This is a genomic window from Fibrisoma limi BUZ 3, from assembly GCF_000296815.2.
Taxonomy (GTDB): domain Bacteria; phylum Bacteroidota; class Bacteroidia; order Cytophagales; family Spirosomataceae; genus Fibrisoma; species Fibrisoma limi.
This window is the reverse complement of record NZ_CAIT01000009.1, coordinates 1,695,289-1,720,156: the sequence shown is the minus strand read 5'-3', so window position 1 is coordinate 1,720,156 and position 24,868 is coordinate 1,695,289. Positions and strand designations below refer to the sequence as shown.

The window sequence follows — 24,868 nt, the reverse complement described above, 5'->3', positions numbered from 1 at the left end:
AACTCATGGACATGGCACATGAGCGGGCTTCCGTTTGTTGACAGGAGGATCAGGTTCCTGCGGTTTGATCATCGGTGCGACGGGGCGTTTTATGCGCGAACGGATCATCTGCTTAGCAACGGATACAGGGAAGGTTTTGGGTTTGACCAACTCCAGCGCCGATAGCCGATCTCCTGGTTCTGAGGCTTGCATCAATAAAGCGTCTTTATCCTCCGTGTAGATGTGGACGCGCTCTTTTGCCCGTGACACCGATACGTAGAACTGATTGCGGTTGGTAGCGGCAAAGGTGCTGGCCGGTTGCGCAATGAACACAGCGTCTACCGTCTTGCCTTGCGCGGCATGGGAGGTGATGCAATGGGCGTGGGCGATATGGCCAAACTGATGGGGCAACCGGTACCGCGCTTTGCTGATCCTGTTTCGGGCTAAGATCTTACCGCCCGGATTGACACGCATGACTTCCAGCAACTGCCCGTTATTGAGCCGCTTACGATCCGCATCCATACCGTTGCGCGTAATACGAATGCTGTCCCCTAGCGACAGGCCAAGCGTTGTTGCCTGGAACACATCGAAAACCGGGTTGTTACCAAGTGGTAACAGTTGGGTGGAACCGCGTTCATCTCTAATGGCTAGCTGACCGTCTTGGATTGCCGTCACCTCCCAACGCGAGCCGCGCGGAATGTCAGGGGCGTGCTGGTTGAACTGGATGATCTGACCGGCTTGGTAATTGCGGCTGTCGGTTTTTTCAGCCATTGTCAGATTGGTGTTGACCAGTTGGGTGACGGGTGTTTCGTCTGGGCCGATCTTGCCAACTTTACGCAACTCCTCACGAATGGCATGGGTTGCCTGTGCCCCAGCCTGGTGGGTGGGTGAGATAACCAGCGCCGTTTTGCCCTGCTTGAGGGCGCTCACATAGTCTTTAGCCAGGTTTGCAAACGGACTGGCCGGATCGACCGTCTTGATCGCTCCCATGGCGTCCAGTAGGTCAAAGCCGGTTTTGATGTCGCCATTGGAGAGGGCTTGCACGACCTGCCGATACGCAAGGTGACGCTGGCGGTAGATCTGGCTGACCTCTGCCGCTTGAATGCCAGCCACGGCGTTGAGGATGCGTAAAGCGTCGCCCCGGATGACGCTGGCATGTTGCCTTGTGTCTCCGCTCAACACCAGCCGGGCGTTTTGAGCAATGACCAGCTTGAGCAGGGCGGTCATGTCCGCATTATTGAGTAGCCCGGCTTCATCGACCCATAACAGGCCGTTTGACAACTTCTCCTGCAACTGCGAAGAGGCCAAGAGCTGGGCCACGGTTTCAGCCTCCGTGAAGCCGTCGTCCCGCAACACGCCCCGTGCCGCCTGGGCGGTGGGCGCTACCACTGTCACCGGGCATCCCGCTCGCTCAATCAAGGCGACAGCCTCACGCATCAGGGTGGTTTTGCCGGTTCCCGCCCGACCTCGGATGATCGATAGCCGGTTAGTCGTTGTCAGCACATGAGCGACGGCCGTCTGTTGTTCACCCTGTAAGGCAATCTTGGGCGTAATCGTGTAGAGTGGCCGCAGCACGCCTTTTCCCTCTTGGGCCAGGCGGACCATTCGTTGTTCTTCAAGCAGAACTTGCCGGGTCGTGCAAAGCGTTTTGCCGTTCTCGGTAATCCTGATGATCCGCTTGTCAGCTTTAAAGCAATCGGTGATGTGATCGACCGTCACCGACACATGGCCGAGGCCTTGCCGGTAAGCGGTTTCCAGGATACGCCGGTCGTGCATGACCGATGCCCGCTCAAAGCGCATGGACAGGGCATGGTCGACACAGTTCTGCGGGGTGAGGGGAGAGGGCTCTTTGACGGGCGAAAAGCGGATAGGCTGCTTACCTTCATCCTGGTCGGTCATTCCCATCGCAAAGATCTGTTTGCGCCACTCTTGTCTGAGTTCGGCCATGGTCAGACCCTTTTGTTTCTTAGCGCGAGTCCGAGCGCCCAATGTATCTAGTTCCGACGAATCCGTAATGCCAAGCTCTTTGGCGATTCGTCCGATCTCGTCCGTTCGCTTGGAAAACAGGTCAATCACCCGCTCCGGCACACCAACCACCTCGAAGGCGGTTTTAGTGCGCCGGATACGGTAACCTAAATCAATCAGCCGGTCAGAAAACACCTTATGGAACCGGGCCTGGTAGTAAGGCATATCGCGTTTGATGTCGCGAAACTGCCCGGCCTTGAATTCTTTCTCAACATCGTCCCAGGTCACGTTGAAAACGAAGCAATGCGAATGAACGTGCGGATCAGGGACAATGCCACCCACCGGCCTTGCGGTTTGGTGCAGGAAGCTGACCCATATGAGTTCGCCAGTTGGCCGATCTTCGTCCTTACCCTGTTTACGCACCCGTGTCTTAGCATCAGCTTCAATGTCCAGCATGGTTTGCGCGACGCTTGCCTCAAACGCTTCCAGGATGTGATTATCGTCACTCAGCGCATGTAGGACTGAGATGCTTTTGGGGCAATGGAAGTTGATGTCATAGCCGACCGTGCGATTGGCGACATTGCGCTGAGTTAGGCTCTGGCCGGTAACGGGGTTGATGTTTTCGCACAAGGCGTGAAACACGTCTTTGGTGATTTCACCCGCTACCCCTAAACGATTGGCAACCTTGCCGTAGAACTGGCCGGAGTGTTCTTGACCGTCCAAATAATAATCCGACCGCTGCAAAGAGTCGTTGAAATACTCTTTCGCTTGGCTGGCAGAGCGGCTTTGGATCATGCGTATCATGTCCAATATCATGCCGCAGAATCACCAGACTCGATTTCTTGAACGCGTTTATTAAAGAGAGTGCATGACGAGCAATCAGAGTAAGGTCTTTATTCTATGCCTTCAAATCTTAAGTAAGCTTATCAAAATATATTATTCGGTCAGTCCAAGAAAAGCCTAATCGCTTAGCTTAGCCCTTGTAATTGAAGGAATTACCTCGTCCATACCGAAAACATTTAATTCATGCCACACAATCTACGCGTTGCGACCTTTAACTGCGAAAACCTCTTCAGTAGGCCCAGGATATTTGCGCAAACCCCAGCCACATCGAAAGAACTGCTCGGTTACGTAGCAGAACTACAAGAAGCCCTAAAAAACGACATCTTCGATAAAGCCCGGATCAAAGAGCTTGAAGAAAAATTGAAAGGGTTTGCCACAGTCAACGATCTACGCGGTAAGCACGACTCAAATGCGGTTATTGGCGCAAAGGATTGGCTGGGCGGTGTCGAACTGACGCGAACGGGTTTTTCGGATGCAGCAGTCGAAAACACAGCGCGGGTGATCAGCGATGTGGATGCCGATGTCATCTGTCTGATCGAAGTAGAGGAGCGGAGCCTACTGCAAAAATTTCATGATGGATTGTTGTATAAGGACTTTTTGGAGCCGGCGGGCAAGTCGGAATACAAATACGTTTATCTCATTGACGGTAATGACCCAAGAGGCATTGATGTCGCCTTCCTATCACGCATACCGGTAACATCGTTTTGTAGCCATATACACGAAACGACTCTCTATGAAGGCAAGACGTTGAAGACGTTTTCCCGTGATTGCCTGGAGGTTGAATTGGTCGCTCCGAACGGGAAACCGCTCCATCTGATGATCAACCACTTTAAATCGATGGGTTACAGTTCAGGTAACGATCTGCAAAGCAACAGACGACGGCTTGGACAAGCCCAACGGGTGGCAGAGTTGCTAGACCGGCACAATCTTAAAAATGACTATGTGATCGTGGCCGGAGATTTGAACTCTGACCCAAGTAGCCCTTCAATGCAGCCCTTAATAACAAAACCCAATTTATACAACACACTTCTAAACCTTCCTGCTAGTCAACGGGGCACCTATGGAACTGACAGCAAGCAGTTAGATTATATCTTAGTTTCCGATGCGTTGAAACAGCATATTCAAGATGTCAAGCTGGAGCGACGCGGTGTCTACTCTAAGACAAAATGGGTACCTTATCCAACCGTCAAGAACACTAGAACACAGGCCTCTGACCATGCGGCTGTAATTGTAGAGTTCCTGTTACCGTAATGGATATGGCAATGGCTACCGTTAATGAAAAACCGACAGACATCTTCCCGAAGCATCCTGTATGAAAAGTTGATTGGATATCACTTTAGTTATATGCATACTAATTTTACACATTAATACGCTCTATACTATGGCTGATAATATTAAAACGGCTGTTTTTCCTGTTGCTGGTAATGGCTTAAGAGCTCTGCCTGGATCAAAAGCTATTCCTAAACACTTCCACTTTGTGGCAGGAAATCCCATAATTCATTATTGTGTTCAAGAAGCATTATTGGCTGGTATAGAAAAATTTATATTTGTAGTTAATTCAGATCCAATTTCTACAATCCTTCTTAAAAGGCAATTTTTAGATTTTAGCGATACTTACAAACTTCTAATAGAAAATGGTAGAGAAGAACTAATACCGGCCCTTGAGATTATGGACTTAACCCATAAAGATGTGTATTTCGTAGAGCAAAGAGTTCAAAATGGTTTAGGAGGAGCGGTTTTAGCTGCTAAAGAACTTTTAAAGGAAGAAAGTAAGTTTTCGGTTCTTTGCCCAGATGATTTGATTTTGCCATTACAAGGTGGATTAAGGGAAATGGTTAATAAGAGCAATGGTTATTCAGCAATAGTTGGTATTGAAGAGACTACAGATGAAGAATTAAAAAAATTTGGTGTTGTAAGTATGGATGAAAAAAGCGGGCAAATCAACTATGTTATTGAAAAGCCAAAAACAAAAGAACAAGCACCGTCAAACTTAGTTATAACTGGAAGGTTTATCTTTCCTAATAATGTTTTAGATGTGTTGGAAAGAAACACATTGTTACTAAGCAAAGGACAATACAATTACACAGAAGTTGGTCTATCAGATGCGCTTGAAAATTATATAAATAATAAAGAATTAATCGGAGTTTTAATAAAAGGCCAACGGTTTGACTGTGGTAATAGGATAGGTTCAATAGAGGCTAATTTTGTCGCCGCGCTACTTGATAAGCAATTAAGAAATTTAGTATTAAATAATATTAGGAAGTACACTGCATAAGTTTAATATACATAAATGATCTACGTGATAAAAATACAATTATTTTGGTTTGATTTGAGGAAGTTACATATTTTTTCGAATTGTTGATCATGTCCTATATGCCAATTCAAAAATTCACCGCATTTTATCCATTGATAATTTGTATGCTCACGGCTCAGAATGATGTTTACACTAGATTCTACTGGTTTCATAAAGGTTATAATGTTAATTTGGTGTTGTAGATGAGATGCTGTGTGAGGGCCTTTATGAGATATAGAAATGTAAAAATTTGCTTCAACATCTAGTCCTGTTTCTTCCTTAGTTTCCCTTACCGCTGCCTGAGCAGGACTTTCTCCAACATCGACCCATCCACAGGGTAAGCACCACGATTGATCATCGGTTCTCTTAAGAACGAGAATTTCTCCTTTAGAATTTATTACTACTGCCTCAGAACCTAATTTTGGCGTTACAACTCCAACCTCATTTTCAAATTTTTTTAATAAATCATCTCTATCTATATTTAAGATACCTGCATATTCAAGTGCAGCAAGGTTTAAAAGCTTGGTGTACCGATCAATGTCATATGAATCCTTTGCATATTTCAATCCCTCTAATGCAATTGCCCTAACTTGGTCTATTAATGAGAGTTGAGCTAAAATAGTTTTTGTTTGAGTGGCCATAAGATAATTCCTTTTTTAACTAGAACAATCAAAGGATAGCGTATTTTTATTAGGATGAAAAGAAATTTGTATATTTTAGTTTTTTTATTTTTAAGCATAGAGATATGCTTAAAAATACTAGCGTAAATAGTCAAGTATAAATCAACTTTATAATAAGGTTATTTAATACGTATGCCAATTTGAAACGAATTGTACTTGACCTCATTATTATTTTAATAATTTACGATCTCCTTAAAAATGCTTTAGTAGCCAATTAATATTGGATAAATCTAACGAATTGTTCGTAGAATTTAACTCCGCATTTGTAGTCTTTACTGAGTTGTCGCGACGAATTTATCCAGACAAATGTCCGCTACATTTTCTAGCGCATGGGCACAGTCAGAAAGCTTACTAATTCGCTCACATTTACTATTTCCAAAACCAGTCCATAGCTCTTTTCCATCCAACGGGACAGCTTCATATCAAAGGCACTGTCAACTAAGATCTTACTCAAGCGCTTAAATCTCTGATGGGCTGATTGACTTACTACTAGTCGAGCGGCTGGACTGCCATATATTCGTTACGTGGACGACGACCACCAAGACCAGTCTTAACGTATTGACCACAATATGGCGTTTACGCCCATTAATCCTTTTATAGTCATCACAACCTTTGGGCACTACGCCTAATTCATTGCATTTTACACTTAGTGAATTAATATGCCAACGCTGGGCGAGGCTTTTCGTTGCTTACGTTCGGCTAAAGCCTTCTTAAGTCCTTTCCAAGTCCCACCGTTACGCCACTTCCAGAAGTAGTAGCGTTAAGAGCAGAATGGCAAATCATTGGGCATTTGTCGCCATTGGCATCCTGTCTTGGTCAGGAAGAACAACGTATTATTGATAATAACATGGAGTGAATACTTGCGTTTACGCTTGTCAGCCTAGATTTCTTGGGTAACTTGCAAGCAAAACATCAGGTCTGTGGGGATACATCTTTAATCAGATCAACCCACAAGATACACTGATGCTGCTTTCTAAGCCTGAAGGCTTATTTTTAACAGGCTCTTAAATATAAATTGACATGAAGGTGTAATTTAACGGTTGGAAGCATATTTGCTATCCAATGCACTATTTTTTTAAAAATATATATAACTTGAAAAAATTATATAGTAACTTGTTTGAGTCTAGCGCATTTCACTATTTGTACAAAAACTGCAGAATACGGTGATTTATATTGTGGCAACTTCAGAACCTGATTAGCCATATCTTTTTTTATAAATTTAACTTTACAATTGATTGAAGATATCATATGGAGCATGTAATCGATAATTTTCCAAAGATTGGAATAATAGGTATGGGGTGGGTTGGTAAAGCATATGCTAACAATTTTAAATCACGCGGATTGTCACCTGTTTGTTATTCACTTGATGTAGAATATATAGAAAACAGACAAAATATAGAAGAATGTGATATAGTTTTAATTGCTGTACCCACACCTACCACATCATTAGGTTTTGACGATTCGGCTTTGAAGGAAGCTATTAAATTAGTTGGTAAGAATAAAGTTGCTGTAATTAAATCTACAGTTATACCAGGTACAACTAACAAGCTTCAAAAAGAAAATCCTGACGTCATATTAATTCATTCACCTGAGTTTCTGTCAACGATTTCTGCTGAGTATGATGCCGCTTTTCCTAAAAGAAATATTTTAGGTCTTCCTAGCGAAAGTATTGAATATGTCAACGCTGCAAATCTATTATTGAGAATCTTACCTTTTGCTCCATTTAATCAAATATGTAATGCTGTAGAAGCAGAAATAATTAAATATGCTCATAATTGTGGTGGTTACTTAAAAATAGTTTTTCATAACTTATTATATGATGTGTGTAAAAATATGGGGGGTGAATGGGGACAGATAAAAACGGCTATTGCTGCTGATACTGATAGTTTATTAGCTTATTTAGAGCCATTTCATAAAAACGGCCGTGGAGCAGGTGGACCATGCTTTTTAAAAGATTTTTCTGCCTTCACAAAATTTTATGAAACTATAGGAGACGAACTAGGGTTTGAAATGTTAAACCTAATAGAAAAGAAGAACATTTCGTTACTAGAAAAGAGTGGCAAAGATCTTGATATAATTGCTTCAGTATATTTATTAAATACTACATAGTTTTATGTACTTTATAAGTAATCGGAGTGTAGAAGGCATTTTTTTGTCTAAGGCACTAAATACTACTTCTTGGCTCTAAATCATAAGGATTAGCTTTTATCGTTATTTCATCAAAAATTATATTAGTATCCGATTTATTTACAAATCGAATTAAGTCTGCTATTTGAGTTGGTTCAATTAATTTTGTCGTCAAGCTATTATCTACTGAATTAGACATACTACCGGCAACGCTTCCTGGGGATATCAAAAAAGCTCTGATTGATGAACCTAAAAGATCTAACTGGGCGGATTTGACAAATGCTTTTAAAGCCGATTTTGATGTATTGTAAGCAATAGAATTTCTGTGACCATCTTGGCCCCATCTTGAGCCTATAGCAAATAAATTAGCTTTATTTCCGTCTTTACGAATTTTTTGGATTGATAATCTAAAAAAATAAAACGTTCCATTTAAATTGATGTCAATTATTTTATTCCAAGAAACCTCATCGGTATCATATATATTTTTCATTTCCAGAATACCAGCGCATGTCACTAGGCATTCTATATTGCAGTTTAAGATCAGAGTGGAGGCAAAGAAATATTGCACTTCTTCAATATTAGCTACGTCTAATTTGTAAAAATGAAAGCTAGATCTGTCTTGAATGCTATCTAAATAATAGGGTTTACTTTCATTTCTAGCCACGCCAATTACGTAGAAGCCATCCTTTATCAAAGCATTAGCGACTGCTATACCTATGTCTCCTGTGACACCTGTCACTACCGCGACTCTTTTCTGTATCATAGATAAATATGTTTAAATTTCAATTATTTTAGCTTAAGTTAATAATTGTAACTTGTAAGAAACAATGGACGTAAATCTAGATATAGACAGGTGAATTAATCTGTAAAGAAAGCAATATCTTTCTTGTTGAAGAAGGCTTTGAGTAGGATTGGTTTCTTATTTAACTCAGTAAGTTGGATTTTAATGGCCTCCACCAAGTCGGCTAATGTTGTAAATATGGTGTTTTTTAAGCTTCGTTTCAGATGACTCCATAGCAATTCGGCCGTATTCAGTTCAGGACTATAGGCTGGCAGTTGTTCCAGATGGACTCGACCCGGATTTGCCGACAACCAGTCCTTAACCGCCTAACAGCGGTCAATACTGGCCCCGTCCCAGATGATCAACAAAGGATACCCGTTCGCATTATCACCAAACGCATCAATCTACTGGCACTATCAAAACTAGGCAATCAGTTAGCCGTCTCTTATACCAAAAGCTTCTTGACAGGCGAGTCTGTGGTGGATGTTCAACCGTTTTATCTCTAAGAACGATATATACCTGTAGTAATGGTGTTAAATAATGAACGGAATTATTCTTGCGGAACCGTTTATGTGTAGGAAGCGAGTTGGGCAGAACAGCGGTTGTACGCGTTATTCTTGCCAGCTTAAAGTTTATATTTAAATTCAATAGAGTTAGTATGAAGATTGCTCAAGAATAGTTGGATTCAAAAAATATATTATAGCAATGGGGTCACCTGAAGAGTGCGATACTGGTGATTGTGCGTGGATTTGGCTAAAATTTTAACATTGAATTATTTAGTTAGTCAGCTAGAGCATAATTTAAGTCAATTCTCTGAAATTCTTTAAGTAGCCTACACTCTGATCAAATTTAATTTTGTATCATTATTTATGAATAATCGATTTATATACACTTCTGCACCTGGTCGTATATGTTTGTTTGGTGAACATCAAGACTATTTAGGCTTACCTGTTATCGCTGCTGCTATATCTAAGAGAATGCATATAAGGGCAAATTTAACATTTGCCCCAAAAGTATTTATGAACCTACCTGATATCAATAGTTACGAATACTTCGATTTGAAAAATCTGCCACTGCCATATACCTGTGAACGGGATTATTTTAGGAGCGCTGTCAATGTTTTACTGAAAGAAGGATTTCAATTTTCTTTGGGTATAAGTGGAGAACTCAATAGCAGTATACCAATTAACTCAGGAACCGCAAGTTCTTCGGCCTTAATAGTTAGCTGGTTAAACGTTCTCAGTCATTTAGCTGATAAACCAAGGAATTTGTCTCCCGAAGAGCTAGCAGGGTTAGCTTATAAAGCAGAAGTAGAAGAGTTCAACGAGCCAGGAGGTATGATGGACCATTACGCTGTAGCAGTTGGTGGCATTATTTATTTGCAAATGTCGCCATCCTTTCGATTAGAGACTCTATCTGTTAATCTTGGTAAGTTTGTACTTGGAGATTCAGGAGAGCCTAAAGATACTATAGGTACCATGAATCGAATAAAAAGTGAGACGCTAAAAATTGCTCACCAATTAAAGTTGTTAGACCCAAATTTTTCACTGCTAACAACAACAGCTGACGAACTACTCGCATATCGAAGTTTATTGAGCAAGAGTGATTTTAACCTTATAAATGGAACGATTGCTAATCGTGATATATCACATAAGGCTATCACTTTGCTAAGAAAGTTGAGTAATGAAAAACAAATTGTGGATCATTATTTATTTGGTCAGCTTTTATTAGAACATAATGACAATTTGAGAGATGCACAACAGATACTAACACCTAAAATAAATCGTATGCTTGATGCCTCATTAGAAGCAGGAGCATTAGGAGGTAAAATAAACGGTTCAGGAGGGGGTGGATGTATGTTCGCCTACGCACCAAACAAAACAGAAAACGTAGTGGAAGCTATTGAAAAAGCGGGTGGACGTGCATATATTGTTTCTATTGATAAAGGTGTCACAGTAAGCCAATAAACATCTTCCTTACTTTAGCTTTTGCTATGAAGTCTTTGATGAATTATAATAGTTAAGCAATGTAAGGATTTGCTTCAGCTCTATCTCGTAAATTTGAATTATGAAAGTAAGGCTGCTTCGTAAACACGGTTGGTGGGTTGCCACCAAAGAAAGCAAATATATTCTCCGCTGACCCTCGCCTTACTTCATCCGGCGTCACCAACGGCCGTTGGTTGGCATTGGCATCTTGGACTCCGCCAAATAATCCGCGTGTGGTGATCACATGGGAGGTTTGGCCAATGGCCGCGCTCACATAATTGGCAGTAAAATTGTCGTTGATCGTAAAGAACTGCCGGATCGCTGTGTTCGCCGTGAAGGTTTCCCAGTTTTCACCGTACAGTCCTTGTAGTTGGATCAGCGATTGTAAGATCGGCCAGACGGTGATCTCGAAGCCTGCATAGGTACTCAAAGCGGTCTCAATTTCAGGCAAATATCCCAAAGCTGCAAATTCATCGAGTAAAAAAGTGACACGCTTATTCGGATTTCTGACGACAGCCCGGAGCGTAGTTGTCGTAATCAGCCGCAGCCACCTGGCATGGCTTTGCAGCTTGTCGGCGGGGATGATGATGTAGAGAGTCGTATCGCCATCCGACAGGGTTTTTGGGTCATAGCCCGAGCGTAAAGACTTTTGAAGCGCCGGGCTTTTGAGGAAGTCGGTTGCCTGGAGTACCGATGATAAAATACTCCCAAACGTTTCTTCGCCAGCTTCCATCAATTTGACGATTTCATTCCCGGCATTGCGTACGATTTCACCGTTGACGGGATCATCGTTCAGCCGCATTCGCGCCACTAACTCGTCCCAGTCATCACCCGCTAAGCGGGCCCAGCGCCAAAGCGTCGTCAGTGTCCGATCATCACCTTCCTGTGTGGTCACAATCTGCATGATCAGACCCGTCACGATGGATCTGGCTGTATCAGTGAAAAACTTGTTCTTGTCGTTGCGCTCAACGGGCACGAGCATTTCAGCGACCATCTGCGCATCATCCACCAAATGTATGCTGCTCGTATCCGCCAGAATGTCTAAGGGATTGTAGCTTTCCGCTTCGCCGATATGCTCTTCCAGTAACCCCCACGGATTAAGCACGACGACCTGCTTGCCGCTCTCGCGCTGATACCGGGCCGTAATGGCGGCATTCTCGCCCTTGGGGTCGATTACGACCCAGGAGCCTTGATAGCCGCCAAGTCCCAAGAGATTTGGGATGATGAGGTTGGTGCCTTTGCCGCCCCGTGTGCCAGCCACCGTCAGCACATGACCTTTGTCCTTAAAGACGAAGCCACCCCCTACATACAGGCCCGGTCCTTGCCGGTAAGGGTTAAGTTCGTCAGGCCTGGCAAAGCGGGCTGAGCCGAAACGGTTGCCTTCGACCAGCGCATTGTTAACGCCGATTTGCCAACGCCGAAACGATGCAAACACGATGCTTGTCACCAACAGATTGACGCCAACATAGATCAGAAAGACCCGGCCCGTTATGCCCATGATCATGGCCAACACGCCAAGGCTTAAGAACGCAACGAATAAGCCAACCCAGATTAGGATGGCTCCTAGTACCATGGCGAAGCGGACGATGGGCCGTAACGGGTGCAAACGTGGGTATTCCGCCAGCGGCCGCATGAAGCGGTTATAAGCACGGACATAGCCCAGCAAAGCGCCTGCCAGCGTAATCGGTGTCAGCAACAGGCCGACCACGAAAAGCATAAATCTGTTGAAGGTAGCCGGGTCGCTCTTCAAGCGAAACAGTTGATCGATCTCCTGAGAGGTGACGCCAAACCATTGCTGAAGCCAGCCCGTTTCAGGCGGGGCATCATTGTGCGAAGAAGTCATAAAAATCTAAATGATGTGGATGCCTAAAAATAAAAAACAGAAAAGATAATTCCAACGAGAGGGCGCATCCAAACCTTGTGTCAGGTAAAAACCAACGCATTGAGAAACCAAAAATCCGGCTGCCTGCTTATCTTTGGGTGAGGTTTTGCAAGAAGTGGTTTGTAGCTACAAAAACTCCGCGTTTTTTCCGGACAAACCCTGCTTGTAAGGGAGAGGCCAGCCCCTCCCTTAACCCTCCTGTAAACCGCGTCCGCTATGGCCCGACCACTCAAGAGTGACGATAAGCGCGACCTCACCATCCGTGTGCGGGTCACGGCTACTGAAAAGCGCCGGATCTGGGAGCAGGCGCAACGCGCCGGCCAGACGCCCAGCGACTATGTGCGCTTACAGGCAATGGCTACCACTCAACCGCTGCGCCGGGTACCGACGCCCGAGCGCAAGATCCTGTTGGACGTGCTGGCCGAGCTTGGCAAGGTCGGCAGCAACATCAATCAGATCGCACGGAGCTTCAACGCCAGCCGGGAGAGCGGGCAGCTTGCCAGCGTCAGCCCGGAGGACATCAATGCCGCCATGCAGGGGCTCGATGCGCTGACCGCCCATTGCCTCAAACTCCTCAACGATGGTCATTAGGGGCAACATTCGCGGCAACGGCCAACAACTTGGCGCTTATCTCTTACGAGAGGGTGGCAACGACCAAATCAGGATATTGGACGTAGCGGGCCGGGCGAATGCGACCGACGCCTATTTGCATCAGACCTTGTACGCCATGTCCTTGACGGCCGAGCTGACCAAAAGTCAGAAAGGCTTGTTTCATGCGCAGATTAACCCGGCCTATGCCGAGGACCGGCGCATGACGGACGCGGATTGGTTCAAGGCCGCCGACATTCTCGGGAAAGAGCTAGGCTATGAGGGCCAACGGCGGGTCATCGTCCTGCACACCAAAAAGAACCGGACGCATGCCCATGTGGTCTTCGAACGCTACGACCAGAAGACGGGGAGGGTGATCGACAACAAATTCAGCCGCCTGGCCCAGGATCGCGCCCGTAAAGAAATGGAGCGGGTGTTCAACCACCAGCCGACACCTCACCGCAACCAACACCGCCCCGAACTGAAAGAGAAATTGACGACCCTGTGGCAAGAGACCGAGACCGGCGTGGAGTTTATGCAGAAAGTGCAGGAGAGCGGCTATCTGCTGGCCGAGGGCGTCCCGCGTCACCCTTTCATGGTGGTGGATGAAAACGGGCGTTCGTTCGATCTGGTCCGCCAGCTCAAAGGCGTTCGCATTAAGGAGGTTCGCGAGCGGATGCGTCACGTGGACCTCATCCCGGAAAAAGAAGCCATCGAACTCATGCGCCAACGGCAGGAGGGAGGCAGCGATGCGAGCAAAGCCGAACGGCAATCTGATCATGACATGGCCAAGCGAACCGCAGCCGCGTTTTGGGATAACAAACAGGACAGCACGGAGAATACAGAGGCTCAGAGCCGACAAAGAATGAGGCGTGTTGCCGCAAGCTTTTTGCAATCGGCAGATGAGATGACAAAAGACGTAGAAGACGATAGCCCTGAAAAGAAAAAGAATCTTGCTGGGGCTTATAATTCTAATGGTGATGAATTGACCGCAAGCCGCCAAGACAGGGGCGAAAAGCAACAACCTAAAAATGGGACAGATCTAGCGGAGCAGGACATAGAGCAGGCGAAGACCCACCAAGCGACACGAGAGAAACCCTGGGCCACCTTGCAAGCCTTTATGCAGGCGGAGGATGAAATTCTGGTCGATACGAGGTTAGCTCGTGACCGGCAACGGCGACAGGACAATGCACGGCAATTTTTTGACAATCAAGACGCGTTAAATGCCGACCAGACACAGCCTGACCAAATTACCCACCCGGCAACCTCATCAACTGATCATGCTGAGCCTACCGGTACATGGCCAGATGATGAGCGGGTGCAGAAACTGATGCAGGAGCAAAAAGAAAGTCGGAAGCGAAATCAGCAACGCGGTAAGCGACGATCCCGTTGAAAATTTTAGCTAATAGTATGCATGCATACTATCAAAAAATACGTAACTTCGCAGAAGCATCCACAAAAAATGAAAGTATATGTCGCTATATCAACATGAAATTGGTGAGAAGGCTGTAATCCTTGAAAGAGCGGTATCAACATTACCGGTTGTTAATGAGTTGCTTATAAAGAAGCCCCTCAACGCGGATGTTGTACCATTGTTGTACCAACAAAAAAGGCAGTCACAACTTTTTGTCGTAACTGCCTGACTCTGAGGTGGTGATGGACGGAATCGAACCGCCGACACAAGGATTTTCAGTCCTTTGCTCTACCAACTGAGCTACATCACCGTTAGCTAGTCGACGCCTGATACGTTGGCGTGTCAAACGTGGGTGCAAAATTAACGGTTTGTAAACGAATTGCAATCTGGTTCCTGAAATATTTTTTAGTAAATAGCTGGCTGAGGTATCATTTTGTTGATTTTCAGCCTCTATAATTCTTACAGACATATGGATTACTTGCAGCAAATATTGTTTATCGTCGCTGTTGCTGTCACTGCGTGGTACATTACCAGGCGCGTTCAGTTAATAAGTCGGGCGATCAAACTGGGGAGGGCCGAAAACCGTACTGATCATCCAGATGAGCGCCTACGTACTATGTTGCTCGTTGCATTCGGTCAAAAAAAGATGTTTACGAACCCATTAGTAGGTGTTATGCACTTTGTGATATACCTCGGGTTCATCATCATTAATATTGAGATTCTGGAAATCATTCTGGACGGCGTTTTGGGGACCCACCGGCTATTTGCACCATATACCACGGCTGTTTATCCGTTTCTGATCGGTGTATTTGAGGTATTAGCTGCCGGCGTTTTACTTGTCTGTGTCGGTTTCCTGGCTCGGCGGTTTATTGCCCGTGTGAGTCGCTTACAGGCAAGCCGTCACCGCGAGCTACGGGGCTGGCCGGTGTCTGATGCAACCATCATCCTGATGGCTGAAATCGTCCTGATGATTGCCTTCCTGACCTGGAACGCAGCCGACAGCGCATTGCGCGACAGGGGGGTAGGGCACTATGCTGACGCTCCGGTTGGAGATTTTATCATTAGCCAGCATCTAAAACCGCTGTTCGCCGGTTTTAGTGATTCGGGTCTTGTTGCTTACGAACGCGGTGCCTGGTGGATTCACATCCTGGGAATTATGGCCTTTGCGGTATACGTAACGTATTCGAAACACCTACACATTGCCCTTGGCTTCCCGAACGTGTATTTCTCCGATCTTCAGCCGAAAGGTGAGATGCAGAACATGCCGGAAATCACTAAAGAGGTTCAACTCGCACTTGGTCTACCCCTCACGACCGGGGCCGATGGCTCGCAGGCTAATGACAACGGCGAGCAACCGGCCGAGGCAACATCTGGTGATATTGGTCGCTTTGGGGCCAAAGACGTGTATGATCTGAAGTGGATCAACCTCATGAACGCCTATAGCTGCACCGAGTGCGGGCGCTGCACGGCGGCCTGTCCGGCTAATATTACCGGCAAAAAGCTATCCCCCCGAAAAATCATGATGGACACCCGCGACCGGATGGAAGATATTCAGCGCGGCTGGAAGGAGCATGGCAGCGATTATAAAGATGATAAGTCACTGCTGGGCGATTACATCACCGTTGAGGAGATCAATGCCTGTACGACCTGTCAGGCTTGCGTAATGGCTTGCCCGGTGAACATCAACCCGCTGGACATTATCCTGCAACTACGTCGCTATCGGGTGATGGAAGAAGCGCAGGCACCCGCTTCCTGGAACGCCATGTTCAGTAACATCGAAAATAACATGGCGCCCTGGAAGTTTTCGCCGAGCGATCGCTTTAACTGGGCCGAGCAGGTAAATGAGCCGGTTTCGACAAAGTAACCGCTGCGAAAGTTTTGCCGCTGTTAAACGTTAATACGCAGACGGGGCTGTAATTTTCGGCCTGATCTGTTGAGTTCATGAATATTATTCTGATTAAAGTTTTGGTGGCCATTGGCGGAAGCGTCGCGTTTGGTCTTGCTTACTGGCGAAGAAGTCAGTTAGTGAATCTGCCCGAAGCAACTGCCAACCGGATACTGTTGAGTGCATTTGTTCTTTGTCGTCTTGTGCCGTTTGTTGTCATATACACCGTACTCGGGCTGGAACCTCGTTCGGATGTTCCGGTATTTTATGATTCGGCCAGTCACGCCTTTCGGGGCGAGGTCGTTTACCGGGATTTCTGGTCGCCCTACAGTCCGTTGTTTGCCTACGTGACAGCGCTTCCGCTGGTTATCTGGCACAGTGCGAAAGCAATCGTACTGCTGATGATTCTCATGGAGGGGCTGGCGTTCGGGCTGACGTATCGGTTCTATCGGCCCAGGCTCGGTGGGCTTGCCCAACTAGTTGGACTACTGTACCTGCTGTTGCCTGCTCCGCTCGTCTTTTGCGTGCTTGGAGGCCAGGAAGACATCTGGATGTGGGTATTCGGAGCGGTGAGTTTATGGATGTGGTCACGCAGGCCAGGCGAATTTCGGTTGGGTCTGCTTATGGCGGTAGCCCTGCTGGTTACGAAAGCGTTGGCAATACTAATCGTAGCCGCCCTGTTCTTCTGGGTACGTCGGCCAGTGCAGTACGTTGCCGGATTGTTGGTAATTGGATTGCCTGGTCTGGCCATTCTTTACTGGTTGACCGGCGAAGGGATGCTAACCCCACTGATGTTTGCAAACATGCCGTTTGCGCCAAATTTGCCCACGGTAATGGCTCCTATAATCGGTGACTTCATGCCTTACGCCAGTACGTTAAGTGCTATTGGTTTAGTGGCCGTTTTGGCTGTATCCGCCTACGGTGGTTGGCAGCTACGTCTTCGAAACGTCGGTTATGAACGCGCCTTACCTATACTTTGGGTGTTGTGTTTCGGATTCATGATGTTCGTGCATAAAAGCTCATTTGGCAATTACGCGTTTATCTATCTCCTGCCGCTTTCGTTTGGGGTAATCGACTGGCGGAACAGACAACAGGTAGTGGTTTTGTTGGTACTAAATGCGCTGGTAACCATTCAGCCGTCGTACTGGTGGAAGCTCGGGACACCGCTCTATACGAACCCTCAGATGTTGACAAACGGCCAATACCTGCTTGAATACGTCATGGAAGTCGGCACTGTTGCGGGTGTGGCTTACTTCGTATGGCTAGCTTTCCGGCAGGCGACAGTAGATCGATACCGTGTAAAACAACACATTGCTGCATAAGTGAAAAAGATCCGTCCAGAGTCTATCAAGTATAATCTGGCACCTTTTTGCAATGGAAGCAACAACTGAAAAAGTCTATAAAGTACCGACCATGGCCGATATGGCTGCGGCCGGTGAAGAACCCGAAATTCTGTTCTGGGTCGGTTGCGCCGGCTCATTTGATGATCGGTATAAACGCGTAACAATCGCTTTTGTCCGTATCCTGAACCATGTAGGTATCAAATTTGCCGTGCTGGGTCCGGAAGAAGCCTGTACGGGTGATCCAGCCCGTCGTGCCGGAAACGAGTTCCTGTTTCAGATGCAGGCGATGGCCAATATCCAGGTGTTGAACGGGTACAACGTCAAGAAGATCGTTACGGCCTGCCCGCACTGCTTCAATACGCTCAAGAACGAGTACCCAGAGTTAGGAGGTGAGTATGAAGTGGTTCACCACTCCCAGTTTTTGCAGGGACTGATCAATGAAGGTCGCGTTCGGGTGAAAGATGGTGAGTCGTTCAAAGGCCGCCGGATTACGTTCCATGATTCGTGCTACCTGGGCCGTGCCAACAAAATTTACGAAGCTCCCCGCGAGGTGCTGGCTGCGCTGGACGCTGATCTGGTTGAAATGAAACGCTCACGGACCAACGGCCTTTGCTGCGGAGCAGGTGGTGCTCAGTATTTCAAGGAGCCAGAGCCGGGTAATAAAGATGTAAATGTCGAGCGGGTGCAGGAAGCATTAGGTACTGGTGCTGATACCATCGCCGTGGCCTGTCCGTTTTGCATGACCATGATGTCCGACGGTGTTAAAAACCAGAACCGCGAGGATTCCGTGAAAGTCTACGATATTTCGGAACTCATTGCGCGCGGTGAAGGGTTGTGAATTTGTGGAGGGCAGAGGGAATATTAGGTGTACCCCTTGCCCCAAACCCCTGCCCTAAGCAATAAAAACCATGTGGATTGACTTTAATAAGCTGCCTGATCAAGCCCGCGTATGGGTGTACCAGGCAAATCGGCCCCTGTCAGATGACGAAGTGTCAGAGACTCAGCAGGCACTTCAGTCGGCGTTGGCCCAATGGGCCGCTCATGGACAGCCATTGCTGGCTTCGGCAAAGGTAGTGGCTAATCGGTTTGTGGTCGTAGCTGTAGATGAAGGATATAATCTGCCAAGCGGCTGCTCAATTGATTCCTCAGTGCGAACACTCCAGGCGATTGGTCAACAAGTTAGCCATAACAACGGACCGGTAGACTTTTTTGACCGATCGGCAGCTTTACAGACAGCCGATGGAACCGTTCAGGCGGTTTCCTTGCCCGATATTAAAGGGGCTGTGACGGCCGGTTCTCTGACCCCCAACACACTTGTCTATAATACACTTGTTAAAACCAAGGCCGAATTTGAAGCCAACTGGACGATTCGGGCAGCGGATTCCTGGTTGAAGCGCTACTTTAAAAACGTAGCCGCTTAAATTTTCCGCTATTTTTTGGCTGACAGAGAAAGCCGGTCCGGTGCTAACTTCGTATGTTAGGCAACGGACCGGCTTTTAACATTGTCTCTTTTTAAAACGTTCACTGTCAATTCGTCAGACATTGTCTTTTTCAAACCTTTTTTTTGAACAAAGGATTGATTTTTGCAGTCAATATCGGACAAGCCGTAACGAATTTATTAGGAAAAGGTAATGAAGTCGTTGGTACCGCTGATGGTGAACGGCAATTAACTTGTAATTTTATGGCGACTATGCCCGAAATTATGTCAGATACGCCAACTCGCGGCTATACAGAAGATCAGAAGTATCAGATCTTCAATAAAGAGTTTATGCCCCACATAGACTCAATGTACAACTTTGCCTTCCGTCTGACGATGGACGAAGACGACGCCAACGATCTGGTACAGGATACGTATCTGAAGGCGTTTCGGTTTATATCGTCGTTTGAGCAAGGAACTAACGCAAAAGCGTGGTTGTTTCGCATTCTGAAGAACAGCTTCATCAACGATTACAGGAAGAAAAGCAAAGAGCCGGCTAAAGTAGATTATCAGGACGTTGAAACGACCTATAACTCTGAGGAGGCTGAAGTGGAGCACACGGTCGACCTTCGGGCCGAAGCCGTGTCTGATCTGATCGGCGATGAAGTTGCAACCGCCCTTAACTCATTACCGGTGGATTTCCGGACGGTTATTATCCTCTGTGATATTGAAGGATTCACGTACGAGGAGATGGCCAAAATCCTGGATATTCCAATTGGTACCGTTCGTTCGCGATTGCACCGCGCCCGTAACCTGTTAAAAGAAAAATTGCGTGATTACGCTTCTTCAATGGGTTATAACGAAGAAAACGAAGAATAAACCGAACTTTTTCTTGAGGAATTTTGGTTCTACAGACAACATAACGTATTCTTATTCTTGGAATAAATAAAATTTTTCCAATGCAAACGTCGTTGCCCATATCATCTTCGTCCGAGACACAGCCCAAGATGAAACAGCATTGTGACCATCAGGCAGACTGCTTGAAGATGATTCAGTTAATTCTGGACGGAGAAGCCACTGAACAGCAGCTTGAGAAGCTGAAGGTTAATCTCGAAACCTGTCAGCCCTGCATCCAGATGTACCATTTAGAGAAAGAGATTAAAGAGTTGTTGCAGGGACGAATGGAGAAAAAGTGCTGCCCTGAAAAACTGGTAGCAACGATAAAAGCACGAATTGCAAGTTTTAGCTAATTTTGGTAGAGTTGCTGAATAGCTTTGTATGTTTTCTACAAGTCAGCTATTAGTCATTCAATCAATCACCAACATTGGAAGGTAAGCTTATCATTTTTTCTGCCCCCTCTGGTTCGGGCAAGACAACGATTGTCAAGCACTTATTAGCCGAGAACGAACATCTCGGCTTTTCCATTTCGGCCTGTACACGCGACCGTCGCGGTCGAAGCGAACAAAATGGGAAAGATTACTACTTCTTAACGCCCGAGGAGTTCAAAACCAAAATCGATAATAACGAATTTGTCGAGTGGGAGGAGGTGTACACCGGTGCTTTCTACGGTACGCTCAAGTCAGAAATTCAGCGGCTTTGGGATGAGGGCAAGCATGTGCTGTTTGATGTAGATGTCCAGGGCGGTCTGAAACTTAAAGACTATTATGGCGACCGGGCACTCGCTGTCTTCGTAAAGGTTCCGGATGAGGAAACGCTGCGCCAGCGGCTCCTGGCTCGCGGCACGGAAACAGAAGAAAGTTTGTCGAAGCGGTTGTTTAAAGTGCATTTCGAAATGAGCTTCCAGGACCGCTTTGACGTCATTTTAGTCAACGATGACCTGGAAACTTCTCTGAAAAAGGCACAGAAACTAGTCGATGACTTTGTGAATGAATCCAGGGTTCCGGCTCGGTCGACAGTGCTTTAATCTTTGCTGAACGTATGAAATGCCATTCTGCTAAAGGGTGGCATTTCGTTTATTAATACTCCTGTGCGAATCGGCTTATTCTTTGGCTCATTTAATCCGATCCATATCGGTCACCTGATCATTGCCAACGTGATGGCTACTACGACCGATCTGGAACAGGTTTGGTTTGTGGTTTCTCCCCAAAATCCGTTTAAGAAAAACAAAAGTCTGCTGCACGAGTTCGACCGGTACGATATGGTCGAGCGGGCCATAGCCGACAACAGTCGCCTGAAAGCAACCGACATTGAATTTTCAATGCCTAAGCCCAGCTACACCATTGATACGTTGATCCGCTTACAGGAAAAATATCCGCAGCACCAGTTCAAGCTGATCATGGGGGAAGATAATCTGGAGCAGTTTGCTAACTGGAAAAACTACGAACGCATTCTGGAATACTTTGGACTGTACGTATATCCACGACCGAAGGCCGTAGCCAGCCCTTTTCGCGAACATACCAGCGTCCGGATGGTGGAAGCTCCTCTGCTGGATATTTCAGCTACGTACATTCGCGACTGCATCCGGCAAAATCGCTCAATTCGCTACATGGTGCCGGAGATAGTAGAGGAGATGATCGTGCGCAAGAAGTTTTATCTGTAACAGAGGCTGAATGCGGCCCGGTCACTGTTACATCAGGGTATACCGTTCTGGTAGGTAATTTCGGTAGCCAGCCCAATAGCACTCATTCGAATGGCAACCGAGGGGGCATTTGATTTAGTGCCTGGTTTGCCACAATGATCACCCTGCGCCAAAAAGTAGATGTAAAACTTTTGATTGCGGTCAGCAATCTGATTCACGTCCGGCCGCCCGAGCAGTTCACCAATCTCATTCGCGGATTTTCCCTTCAAATCTTGCTGCACGGCTTTAAAAGCCGGTACCAGATCCGCCCGTTTGCCATTGCAACCGCCCCGATCGTCTCGCCAGGTTTTGAGATCAAGCTCGCCAAAACGATCGGGTGGGGGACCGCAGCTAATAGCAAGAAGCGCAATGAAACAATAGAGCTTGCTTTTCATGGCATCAATCTATTGTTCATTGTACAGCGTTTGCAGCAACGTCTGGCCAACGGCCTTTAACGTACCCCGGTCAATGTTCTCCATCGTATCCTCGGTAGTGTGCCAGTCCTGAAAGAAACCGCCCGAATTCAGGTTCGTATGGATTATATCAATCATCGGGATTTTAGCGATCGTATTGGGGGCGATGTGGTCGTCGAGCACGGCTGTACCCTGCGTATCGACAAAGTACTGGCTGTAGCCCGATCGGCTTGCGGTTTGCCAAACGTTGTTCATAACGCTCGGAGCATATTGCATCGAGTAAGCTTCTTTCGCAAACGTCGCGCCTTTGGCCCCAACCATGTCGAGTAAAATACCGTAGTAGGCTGTATAATTTGGTTTGTGTGGGTTCTTTGCCCAATACCGTGAACCAAGGCAAAAACCAATGTAGTCAATGCTATTGCCGGTTGGTTGTTCAAAATCGTTACCAGCTTTTTCGCTATTGCCCCAGTCTTCGGCATCAAAGAATACGATATCCACACCAACACTGGGCTTCTGTTGCGCCTGCTGAATGGTACGGGCCAGTTCGAGCAAAACGCCGACACCACTGGCTCCATCGTTAGCCGCAGGAACGGGCTTTGTTTTATCAGCGGCTGCACTGTCCTGATCTGCTACCGGGCGCGAATCCCAGTGTGAGGCCAGCAAGATACGCTTCTGCGCCTGCGGATTGATGCTACCGATGATGTTACGGGCATTCAGTTTTTTACCGTCCCAGGTCGTAGCCGTAAAGTTCTGCACCGTTACGTCGCACCCGAACTCCTTGAGTTTGGCTGCCAGGAAGTCGCCACCGCGCTGGTGAGCGGGTGTGTTCGGCACACGTGGCCCAAAGGCCAGTTGCTGTTCGATGAACGTATAGGCTGAGTCCGCGTTGAAAGATGGTGCTGACACCTGTGGAGTTTGCTGCTCAGTTTGATTGGTGTTTTCGTTTTGTTTGGTTTTACAACCGGAAACGGCCAGCGTAAGAGCCAGCATAAAGCTGATGAATCGTTTGGTCATTGGTTTGTCCGGGCCAATCTCCAGGTTGGCTTAGTTGACTATTTACAAGGGCCAATCTGGAGATTGGCCCAGTCGTTACTCCTCATATGCCCAGTCGATCTGGTGCTTCATATCTTTAATAGACAGGCCCTGTGCCTTGAAATAAGACCGGATCTGATCCACTTTGTCGTATTGTTTCTGCTCTTTGTACTCGCGGTACAACGTCAGCAGGCCTTCCAGAACAGGCTGGCTCGTTACGCCTTCTTCCTGCAGCCCCAGTACGTCCTCGAAGAACGTAGCAAACGACTCCTTCAATAGCGTAAACGTTTCTTCGCCCAGCGTAGCTCCCTGAAGCTGGTTCAGATAGAGCATATTAACATACTTTAACAGGGTAAACAACTGCGCTATGCCAACGGCCGTGTTCAGGTCATCGTTCATGGCCTCATAGAAGGACTGCACGGCCTGGCGAATGTCTTCCTGCTTAGTCTGATCGGGGGCGATGGCATCGTTTGGCTGGTACGTCATCGTCTTGATAACACGGAGTCCATTAGCCAGCCGACGATATCCCTTCTGGGCCGCTTTGAGGGCTTCGTTTGAAAAATCGAGCGTACTGCGGTAGTGCGACTGGAGCATGAAGAACCGAACCGTCATTGGACTGTAGGGCTGTTCGAGCAGGTAATGGTCGCCGGCAAACAGCTCGCTCGGTAGAAACGAATTACCCAGCGACTTGGACATCTTCTGGCCGTTTACGGTCAGCATGTTCGAATGCATCCAGTACCGAACGGGATCATGGCCAGTCAGGCCGTCGCCCTGCGCAATTTCGCATTCATGGTGTGGGAACTTCAGGTCCATACCACCCCCATGAATATCAAACTGTGTGCCCAGATACTTAGTACTCATGCAGGTGCACTCCAGGTGCCAGCCGGGAAACCCAACCCCCCAGGGAGAGTTCCAGCGCATGATGTGTTCCGGGGCGGCTCGTTTCCAGATGGCAAAATCGAGCGGATTCCGCTTTTCCGACTGCCCTTCCAGTTCGCGGGTTTCGTTGAGCAGATCATCCAGAACTCGGCCGGAGAGTTTGCCGTAGCGGCCACCCCGCCGGTTATATTCTTCGATGTCGAAATACACGGAGCCGTTGGACTCGTAGGCGAGCCCTTTTTCAAGTAGTTTCTCAACGGCCTCTATCTGTTCGACCATGTGGCCGGTGGCCGTTGGTTCGATGCTGGGCGGCAGAATGTTAAACTGTTCCATCACCTGATGGAAGTTGTTTGTGTAACGCTGCACAATCTCCATCGGCTCCAGCTTTTCGAGCTTGGCCATGCGCCCGATCTTATCTTCACCTTCGTCGCCGTCGCCGACAAGGTGGCCCACGTCGGTAATGTTACGCACGTAGCGGACTTTGTAGCCGATGTGCGTCAGATAGCGAAACAGGGTGTCGAAGGTCAGAAACGTACGGACATTACCTAAATGGACGTAGTTGTAAACCGTTGGGCCGCAGACATACATGCCGACGTATGGCGGATTGAGCGGTACAAACAGTTCTTTCTGGCGGGTGAGCGTATTGTATATTTTGAGTGGCTGTGCCATTAACTGAATACGAATCAATTGACGCACAAAACTACGCAATGTTGCCCGGAAAAAGAGGTGCGTTACGGTTTTCGCTATCTTTAGCCACAGATTTGCCGAATTGTGCAGATTGAAC

Annotated in this window: 22 protein-coding genes and 1 tRNA gene; 15 read left to right on the top strand and 8 right to left on the bottom strand. The window is 46.9% G+C overall.

Features of this window, described 5'->3' with window-relative positions; translation table 11 throughout:
* Positions 1-3 precede the first annotated feature (3 nt).
* Positions 4-2,739 (bottom strand): MobF family relaxase, encoded by a 2,736-nt coding sequence (mobF, locus tag BN8_RS26900; RefSeq protein WP_202806401.1) that lies wholly within the window; start codon positions 2,737-2,739, stop codon positions 4-6.
* A 231-nt stretch (positions 2,740-2,970) separates the two neighbouring features.
* Between mobF and BN8_RS26895 the strand changes: the two genes are divergently transcribed.
* Together BN8_RS26895 and BN8_RS26890 are read left to right on the top strand one after the other, a co-directional pair.
* Positions 2,971-4,038 carry an endonuclease/exonuclease/phosphatase family protein gene (locus BN8_RS26895; protein ID WP_009285105.1) on the top strand — a complete coding sequence of 356 codons (1,068 nt, stop codon included), beginning with the start codon at positions 2,971-2,973 and terminating at the stop codon, positions 4,036-4,038.
* A gap of 130 nt (positions 4,039-4,168) precedes the next feature.
* Positions 4,169-5,062, top strand: coding sequence for a sugar phosphate nucleotidyltransferase (locus BN8_RS26890; protein ID WP_040006560.1), 894 nt, complete (start codon positions 4,169-4,171; stop codon positions 5,060-5,062).
* Between the two features lie 20 nt (positions 5,063-5,082).
* On the opposite strand, the gene BN8_RS32100 is transcribed toward BN8_RS26890, so the two are convergent.
* Positions 5,083-5,721, bottom strand: a complete 639-nt coding sequence (locus BN8_RS32100) for an NUDIX hydrolase N-terminal domain-containing protein (protein ID WP_051041135.1) — start codon at positions 5,719-5,721, stop codon at positions 5,083-5,085.
* Positions 5,722-7,008: 1,287 nt separating this feature from the next.
* Here BN8_RS32100 and BN8_RS26880 point away from each other — a divergent pair.
* Positions 7,009-7,869, top strand: coding sequence for a Rossmann-fold NAD(P)-binding domain-containing protein (locus BN8_RS26880; RefSeq protein WP_009285103.1), 861 nt, complete (start codon positions 7,009-7,011; stop codon positions 7,867-7,869).
* Between the two features lie 55 nt (positions 7,870-7,924).
* Here BN8_RS26880 and BN8_RS26875 read toward each other — a convergent pair whose 3' ends face one another.
* Together BN8_RS26875 and BN8_RS33985 are read right to left on the bottom strand one after the other, a co-directional pair.
* On the bottom strand, positions 7,925-8,650 hold the full coding sequence (locus BN8_RS26875) for an SDR family oxidoreductase (RefSeq protein ID WP_040006558.1): 726 nt from the start codon (positions 8,648-8,650) through the stop codon (positions 7,925-7,927).
* 95 nt (positions 8,651-8,745) lie between these two features.
* Entirely contained in the window at positions 8,746-8,979 is a 234-nt protein-coding gene (locus BN8_RS33985) for a transposase (RefSeq protein ID WP_009285102.1), read from the bottom strand.
* Between the two features lie 531 nt (positions 8,980-9,510).
* Here BN8_RS33985 and BN8_RS26865 point away from each other — a divergent pair.
* Positions 9,511-10,635, top strand: a complete 1,125-nt coding sequence (locus BN8_RS26865; protein WP_262493858.1) for a GHMP family kinase ATP-binding protein — start codon at positions 9,511-9,513, stop codon at positions 10,633-10,635.
* Between the two features lie 52 nt (positions 10,636-10,687).
* Here BN8_RS26865 and BN8_RS26860 read toward each other — a convergent pair whose 3' ends face one another.
* Positions 10,688-12,496 (bottom strand): type IV secretory system conjugative DNA transfer family protein, encoded by a 1,809-nt coding sequence (locus tag BN8_RS26860; protein WP_009285100.1) that lies wholly within the window; start codon positions 12,494-12,496, stop codon positions 10,688-10,690.
* A gap of 255 nt (positions 12,497-12,751) precedes the next feature.
* On the opposite strand from BN8_RS26860, the gene BN8_RS26855 reads away from it, so the two are divergent.
* A complete protein-coding gene (locus tag BN8_RS26855; protein WP_009285099.1) occupies positions 12,752-13,126 on the top strand; it encodes a plasmid mobilization protein in 375 nt (124 codons plus the stop codon).
* Positions 13,116-14,516, top strand: a complete 1,401-nt coding sequence (locus BN8_RS32095; protein WP_009285098.1) for a relaxase/mobilization nuclease domain-containing protein — start codon at positions 13,116-13,118, stop codon at positions 14,514-14,516. Before BN8_RS26855 ends, BN8_RS32095 begins: the two co-directional genes overlap by 11 nt.
* A 258-nt stretch (positions 14,517-14,774) precedes the next feature.
* Here the strand turns inward: BN8_RS32095 and BN8_RS26845 are convergent.
* Positions 14,775-14,847 (bottom strand) — tRNA-Phe (locus BN8_RS26845).
* 159 nt (positions 14,848-15,006) lie between these two features.
* Between BN8_RS26845 and BN8_RS26840 the strand changes: the two genes are divergently transcribed.
* From BN8_RS26840 to BN8_RS33445, 9 genes are all read left to right on the top strand, one after another.
* Entirely contained in the window at positions 15,007-16,401 is a 1,395-nt protein-coding gene (locus BN8_RS26840; RefSeq protein ID WP_009285097.1) for a 4Fe-4S dicluster domain-containing protein, read from the top strand.
* A 77-nt stretch (positions 16,402-16,478) separates the two neighbouring features.
* Complete coding sequence (locus BN8_RS26835; RefSeq protein WP_009285096.1) at positions 16,479-17,744, top strand: hypothetical protein; 1,266 nt, start codon at positions 16,479-16,481, stop codon at positions 17,742-17,744.
* Positions 17,745-17,796: 52 nt separating this feature from the next.
* Entirely contained in the window at positions 17,797-18,603 is an 807-nt protein-coding gene (locus BN8_RS26830) for a (Fe-S)-binding protein (protein ID WP_009285095.1), read from the top strand.
* A 70-nt stretch (positions 18,604-18,673) separates the two neighbouring features.
* Positions 18,674-19,186, top strand: coding sequence for a hypothetical protein (locus tag BN8_RS26825; protein WP_009285094.1), 513 nt, complete (start codon positions 18,674-18,676; stop codon positions 19,184-19,186).
* Between the two features lie 260 nt (positions 19,187-19,446).
* Positions 19,447-20,061, top strand: a complete 615-nt coding sequence (locus BN8_RS26820; protein WP_009285093.1) for a sigma-70 family RNA polymerase sigma factor — start codon at positions 19,447-19,449, stop codon at positions 20,059-20,061.
* A gap of 80 nt (positions 20,062-20,141) precedes the next feature.
* Positions 20,142-20,432, top strand: coding sequence for a hypothetical protein (locus tag BN8_RS26815; protein WP_009285092.1), 291 nt, complete (start codon positions 20,142-20,144; stop codon positions 20,430-20,432).
* Positions 20,433-20,506: 74 nt separating this feature from the next.
* Complete coding sequence (gene gmk, locus BN8_RS26810) at positions 20,507-21,106, top strand: guanylate kinase (protein WP_009285091.1); 600 nt, start codon at positions 20,507-20,509, stop codon at positions 21,104-21,106.
* Between the two features lie 63 nt (positions 21,107-21,169).
* Positions 21,170-21,742 carry a nicotinate (nicotinamide) nucleotide adenylyltransferase gene (gene nadD, locus BN8_RS26805; RefSeq protein WP_009285090.1) on the top strand — a complete coding sequence of 191 codons (573 nt, stop codon included), beginning with the start codon at positions 21,170-21,172 and terminating at the stop codon, positions 21,740-21,742.
* Between the two features lie 134 nt (positions 21,743-21,876).
* On the top strand, positions 21,877-22,215 hold the full coding sequence (locus BN8_RS33445) for a hypothetical protein (RefSeq protein WP_192579091.1): 339 nt from the start codon (positions 21,877-21,879) through the stop codon (positions 22,213-22,215).
* On the opposite strand, the gene BN8_RS26795 is transcribed toward BN8_RS33445, so the two are convergent.
* A complete protein-coding gene (locus BN8_RS26795) occupies positions 22,165-23,187 on the bottom strand; it encodes a M28 family peptidase (protein WP_009285088.1) in 1,023 nt (340 codons plus the stop codon). The two genes, BN8_RS33445 and BN8_RS26795, sit on opposite strands and share 51 nt — an antisense overlap.
* A gap of 75 nt (positions 23,188-23,262) precedes the next feature.
* Positions 23,263-24,753 carry a cysteine--tRNA ligase gene (gene cysS, locus BN8_RS26790; RefSeq protein WP_009285087.1) on the bottom strand — a complete coding sequence of 497 codons (1,491 nt, stop codon included), beginning with the start codon at positions 24,751-24,753 and terminating at the stop codon, positions 23,263-23,265.
* Between the last annotated feature and the right edge of the window lie 115 nt (positions 24,754-24,868).

Coding starts and splice junctions, on each gene's coding strand:
- mobF (WP_202806401.1), bottom strand. CDS start 2,739: ATGATCCAAAGCCGCTCTGCCAGCCAAGCGAAAGAGTATTTCAACGAC.
- BN8_RS26895 (WP_009285105.1), top strand. CDS start 2,971: ATGCCACACAATCTACGCGTTGCGACCTTTAACTGCGAAAACCTCTTC.
- BN8_RS26890 (WP_040006560.1), top strand. CDS start 4,169: ATGGCTGATAATATTAAAACGGCTGTTTTTCCTGTTGCTGGTAATGGC.
- BN8_RS32100 (WP_051041135.1), bottom strand. CDS start 5,721: ATGGCCACTCAAACAAAAACTATTTTAGCTCAACTCTCATTAATAGAC.
- BN8_RS26880 (WP_009285103.1), top strand. CDS start 7,009: ATGGAGCATGTAATCGATAATTTTCCAAAGATTGGAATAATAGGTATG.
- BN8_RS26875 (WP_040006558.1), bottom strand. CDS start 8,650: ATGATACAGAAAAGAGTCGCGGTAGTGACAGGTGTCACAGGAGACATA.
- BN8_RS26860 (WP_009285100.1), bottom strand. CDS start 12,496: ATGACTTCTTCGCACAATGATGCCCCGCCTGAAACGGGCTGGCTTCAG.
- BN8_RS26855 (WP_009285099.1), top strand. CDS start 12,752: ATGGCCCGACCACTCAAGAGTGACGATAAGCGCGACCTCACCATCCGT.
- BN8_RS32095 (WP_009285098.1), top strand. CDS start 13,116: ATGGTCATTAGGGGCAACATTCGCGGCAACGGCCAACAACTTGGCGCT.
- BN8_RS26840 (WP_009285097.1), top strand. CDS start 15,007: ATGGATTACTTGCAGCAAATATTGTTTATCGTCGCTGTTGCTGTCACT.
- BN8_RS26835 (WP_009285096.1), top strand. CDS start 16,479: ATGAATATTATTCTGATTAAAGTTTTGGTGGCCATTGGCGGAAGCGTC.
- BN8_RS26830 (WP_009285095.1), top strand. CDS start 17,797: ATGGAAGCAACAACTGAAAAAGTCTATAAAGTACCGACCATGGCCGAT.
- BN8_RS26825 (WP_009285094.1), top strand. CDS start 18,674: ATGTGGATTGACTTTAATAAGCTGCCTGATCAAGCCCGCGTATGGGTG.
- BN8_RS26820 (WP_009285093.1), top strand. CDS start 19,447: ATGGCGACTATGCCCGAAATTATGTCAGATACGCCAACTCGCGGCTAT.
- BN8_RS26815 (WP_009285092.1), top strand. CDS start 20,142: ATGCAAACGTCGTTGCCCATATCATCTTCGTCCGAGACACAGCCCAAG.
- BN8_RS33445 (WP_192579091.1), top strand. CDS start 21,877: ATGATCACCCTGCGCCAAAAAGTAGATGTAAAACTTTTGATTGCGGTC.
- BN8_RS26795 (WP_009285088.1), bottom strand. CDS start 23,187: ATGACCAAACGATTCATCAGCTTTATGCTGGCTCTTACGCTGGCCGTT.
- cysS (WP_009285087.1), bottom strand. CDS start 24,753: ATGGCACAGCCACTCAAAATATACAATACGCTCACCCGCCAGAAAGAA.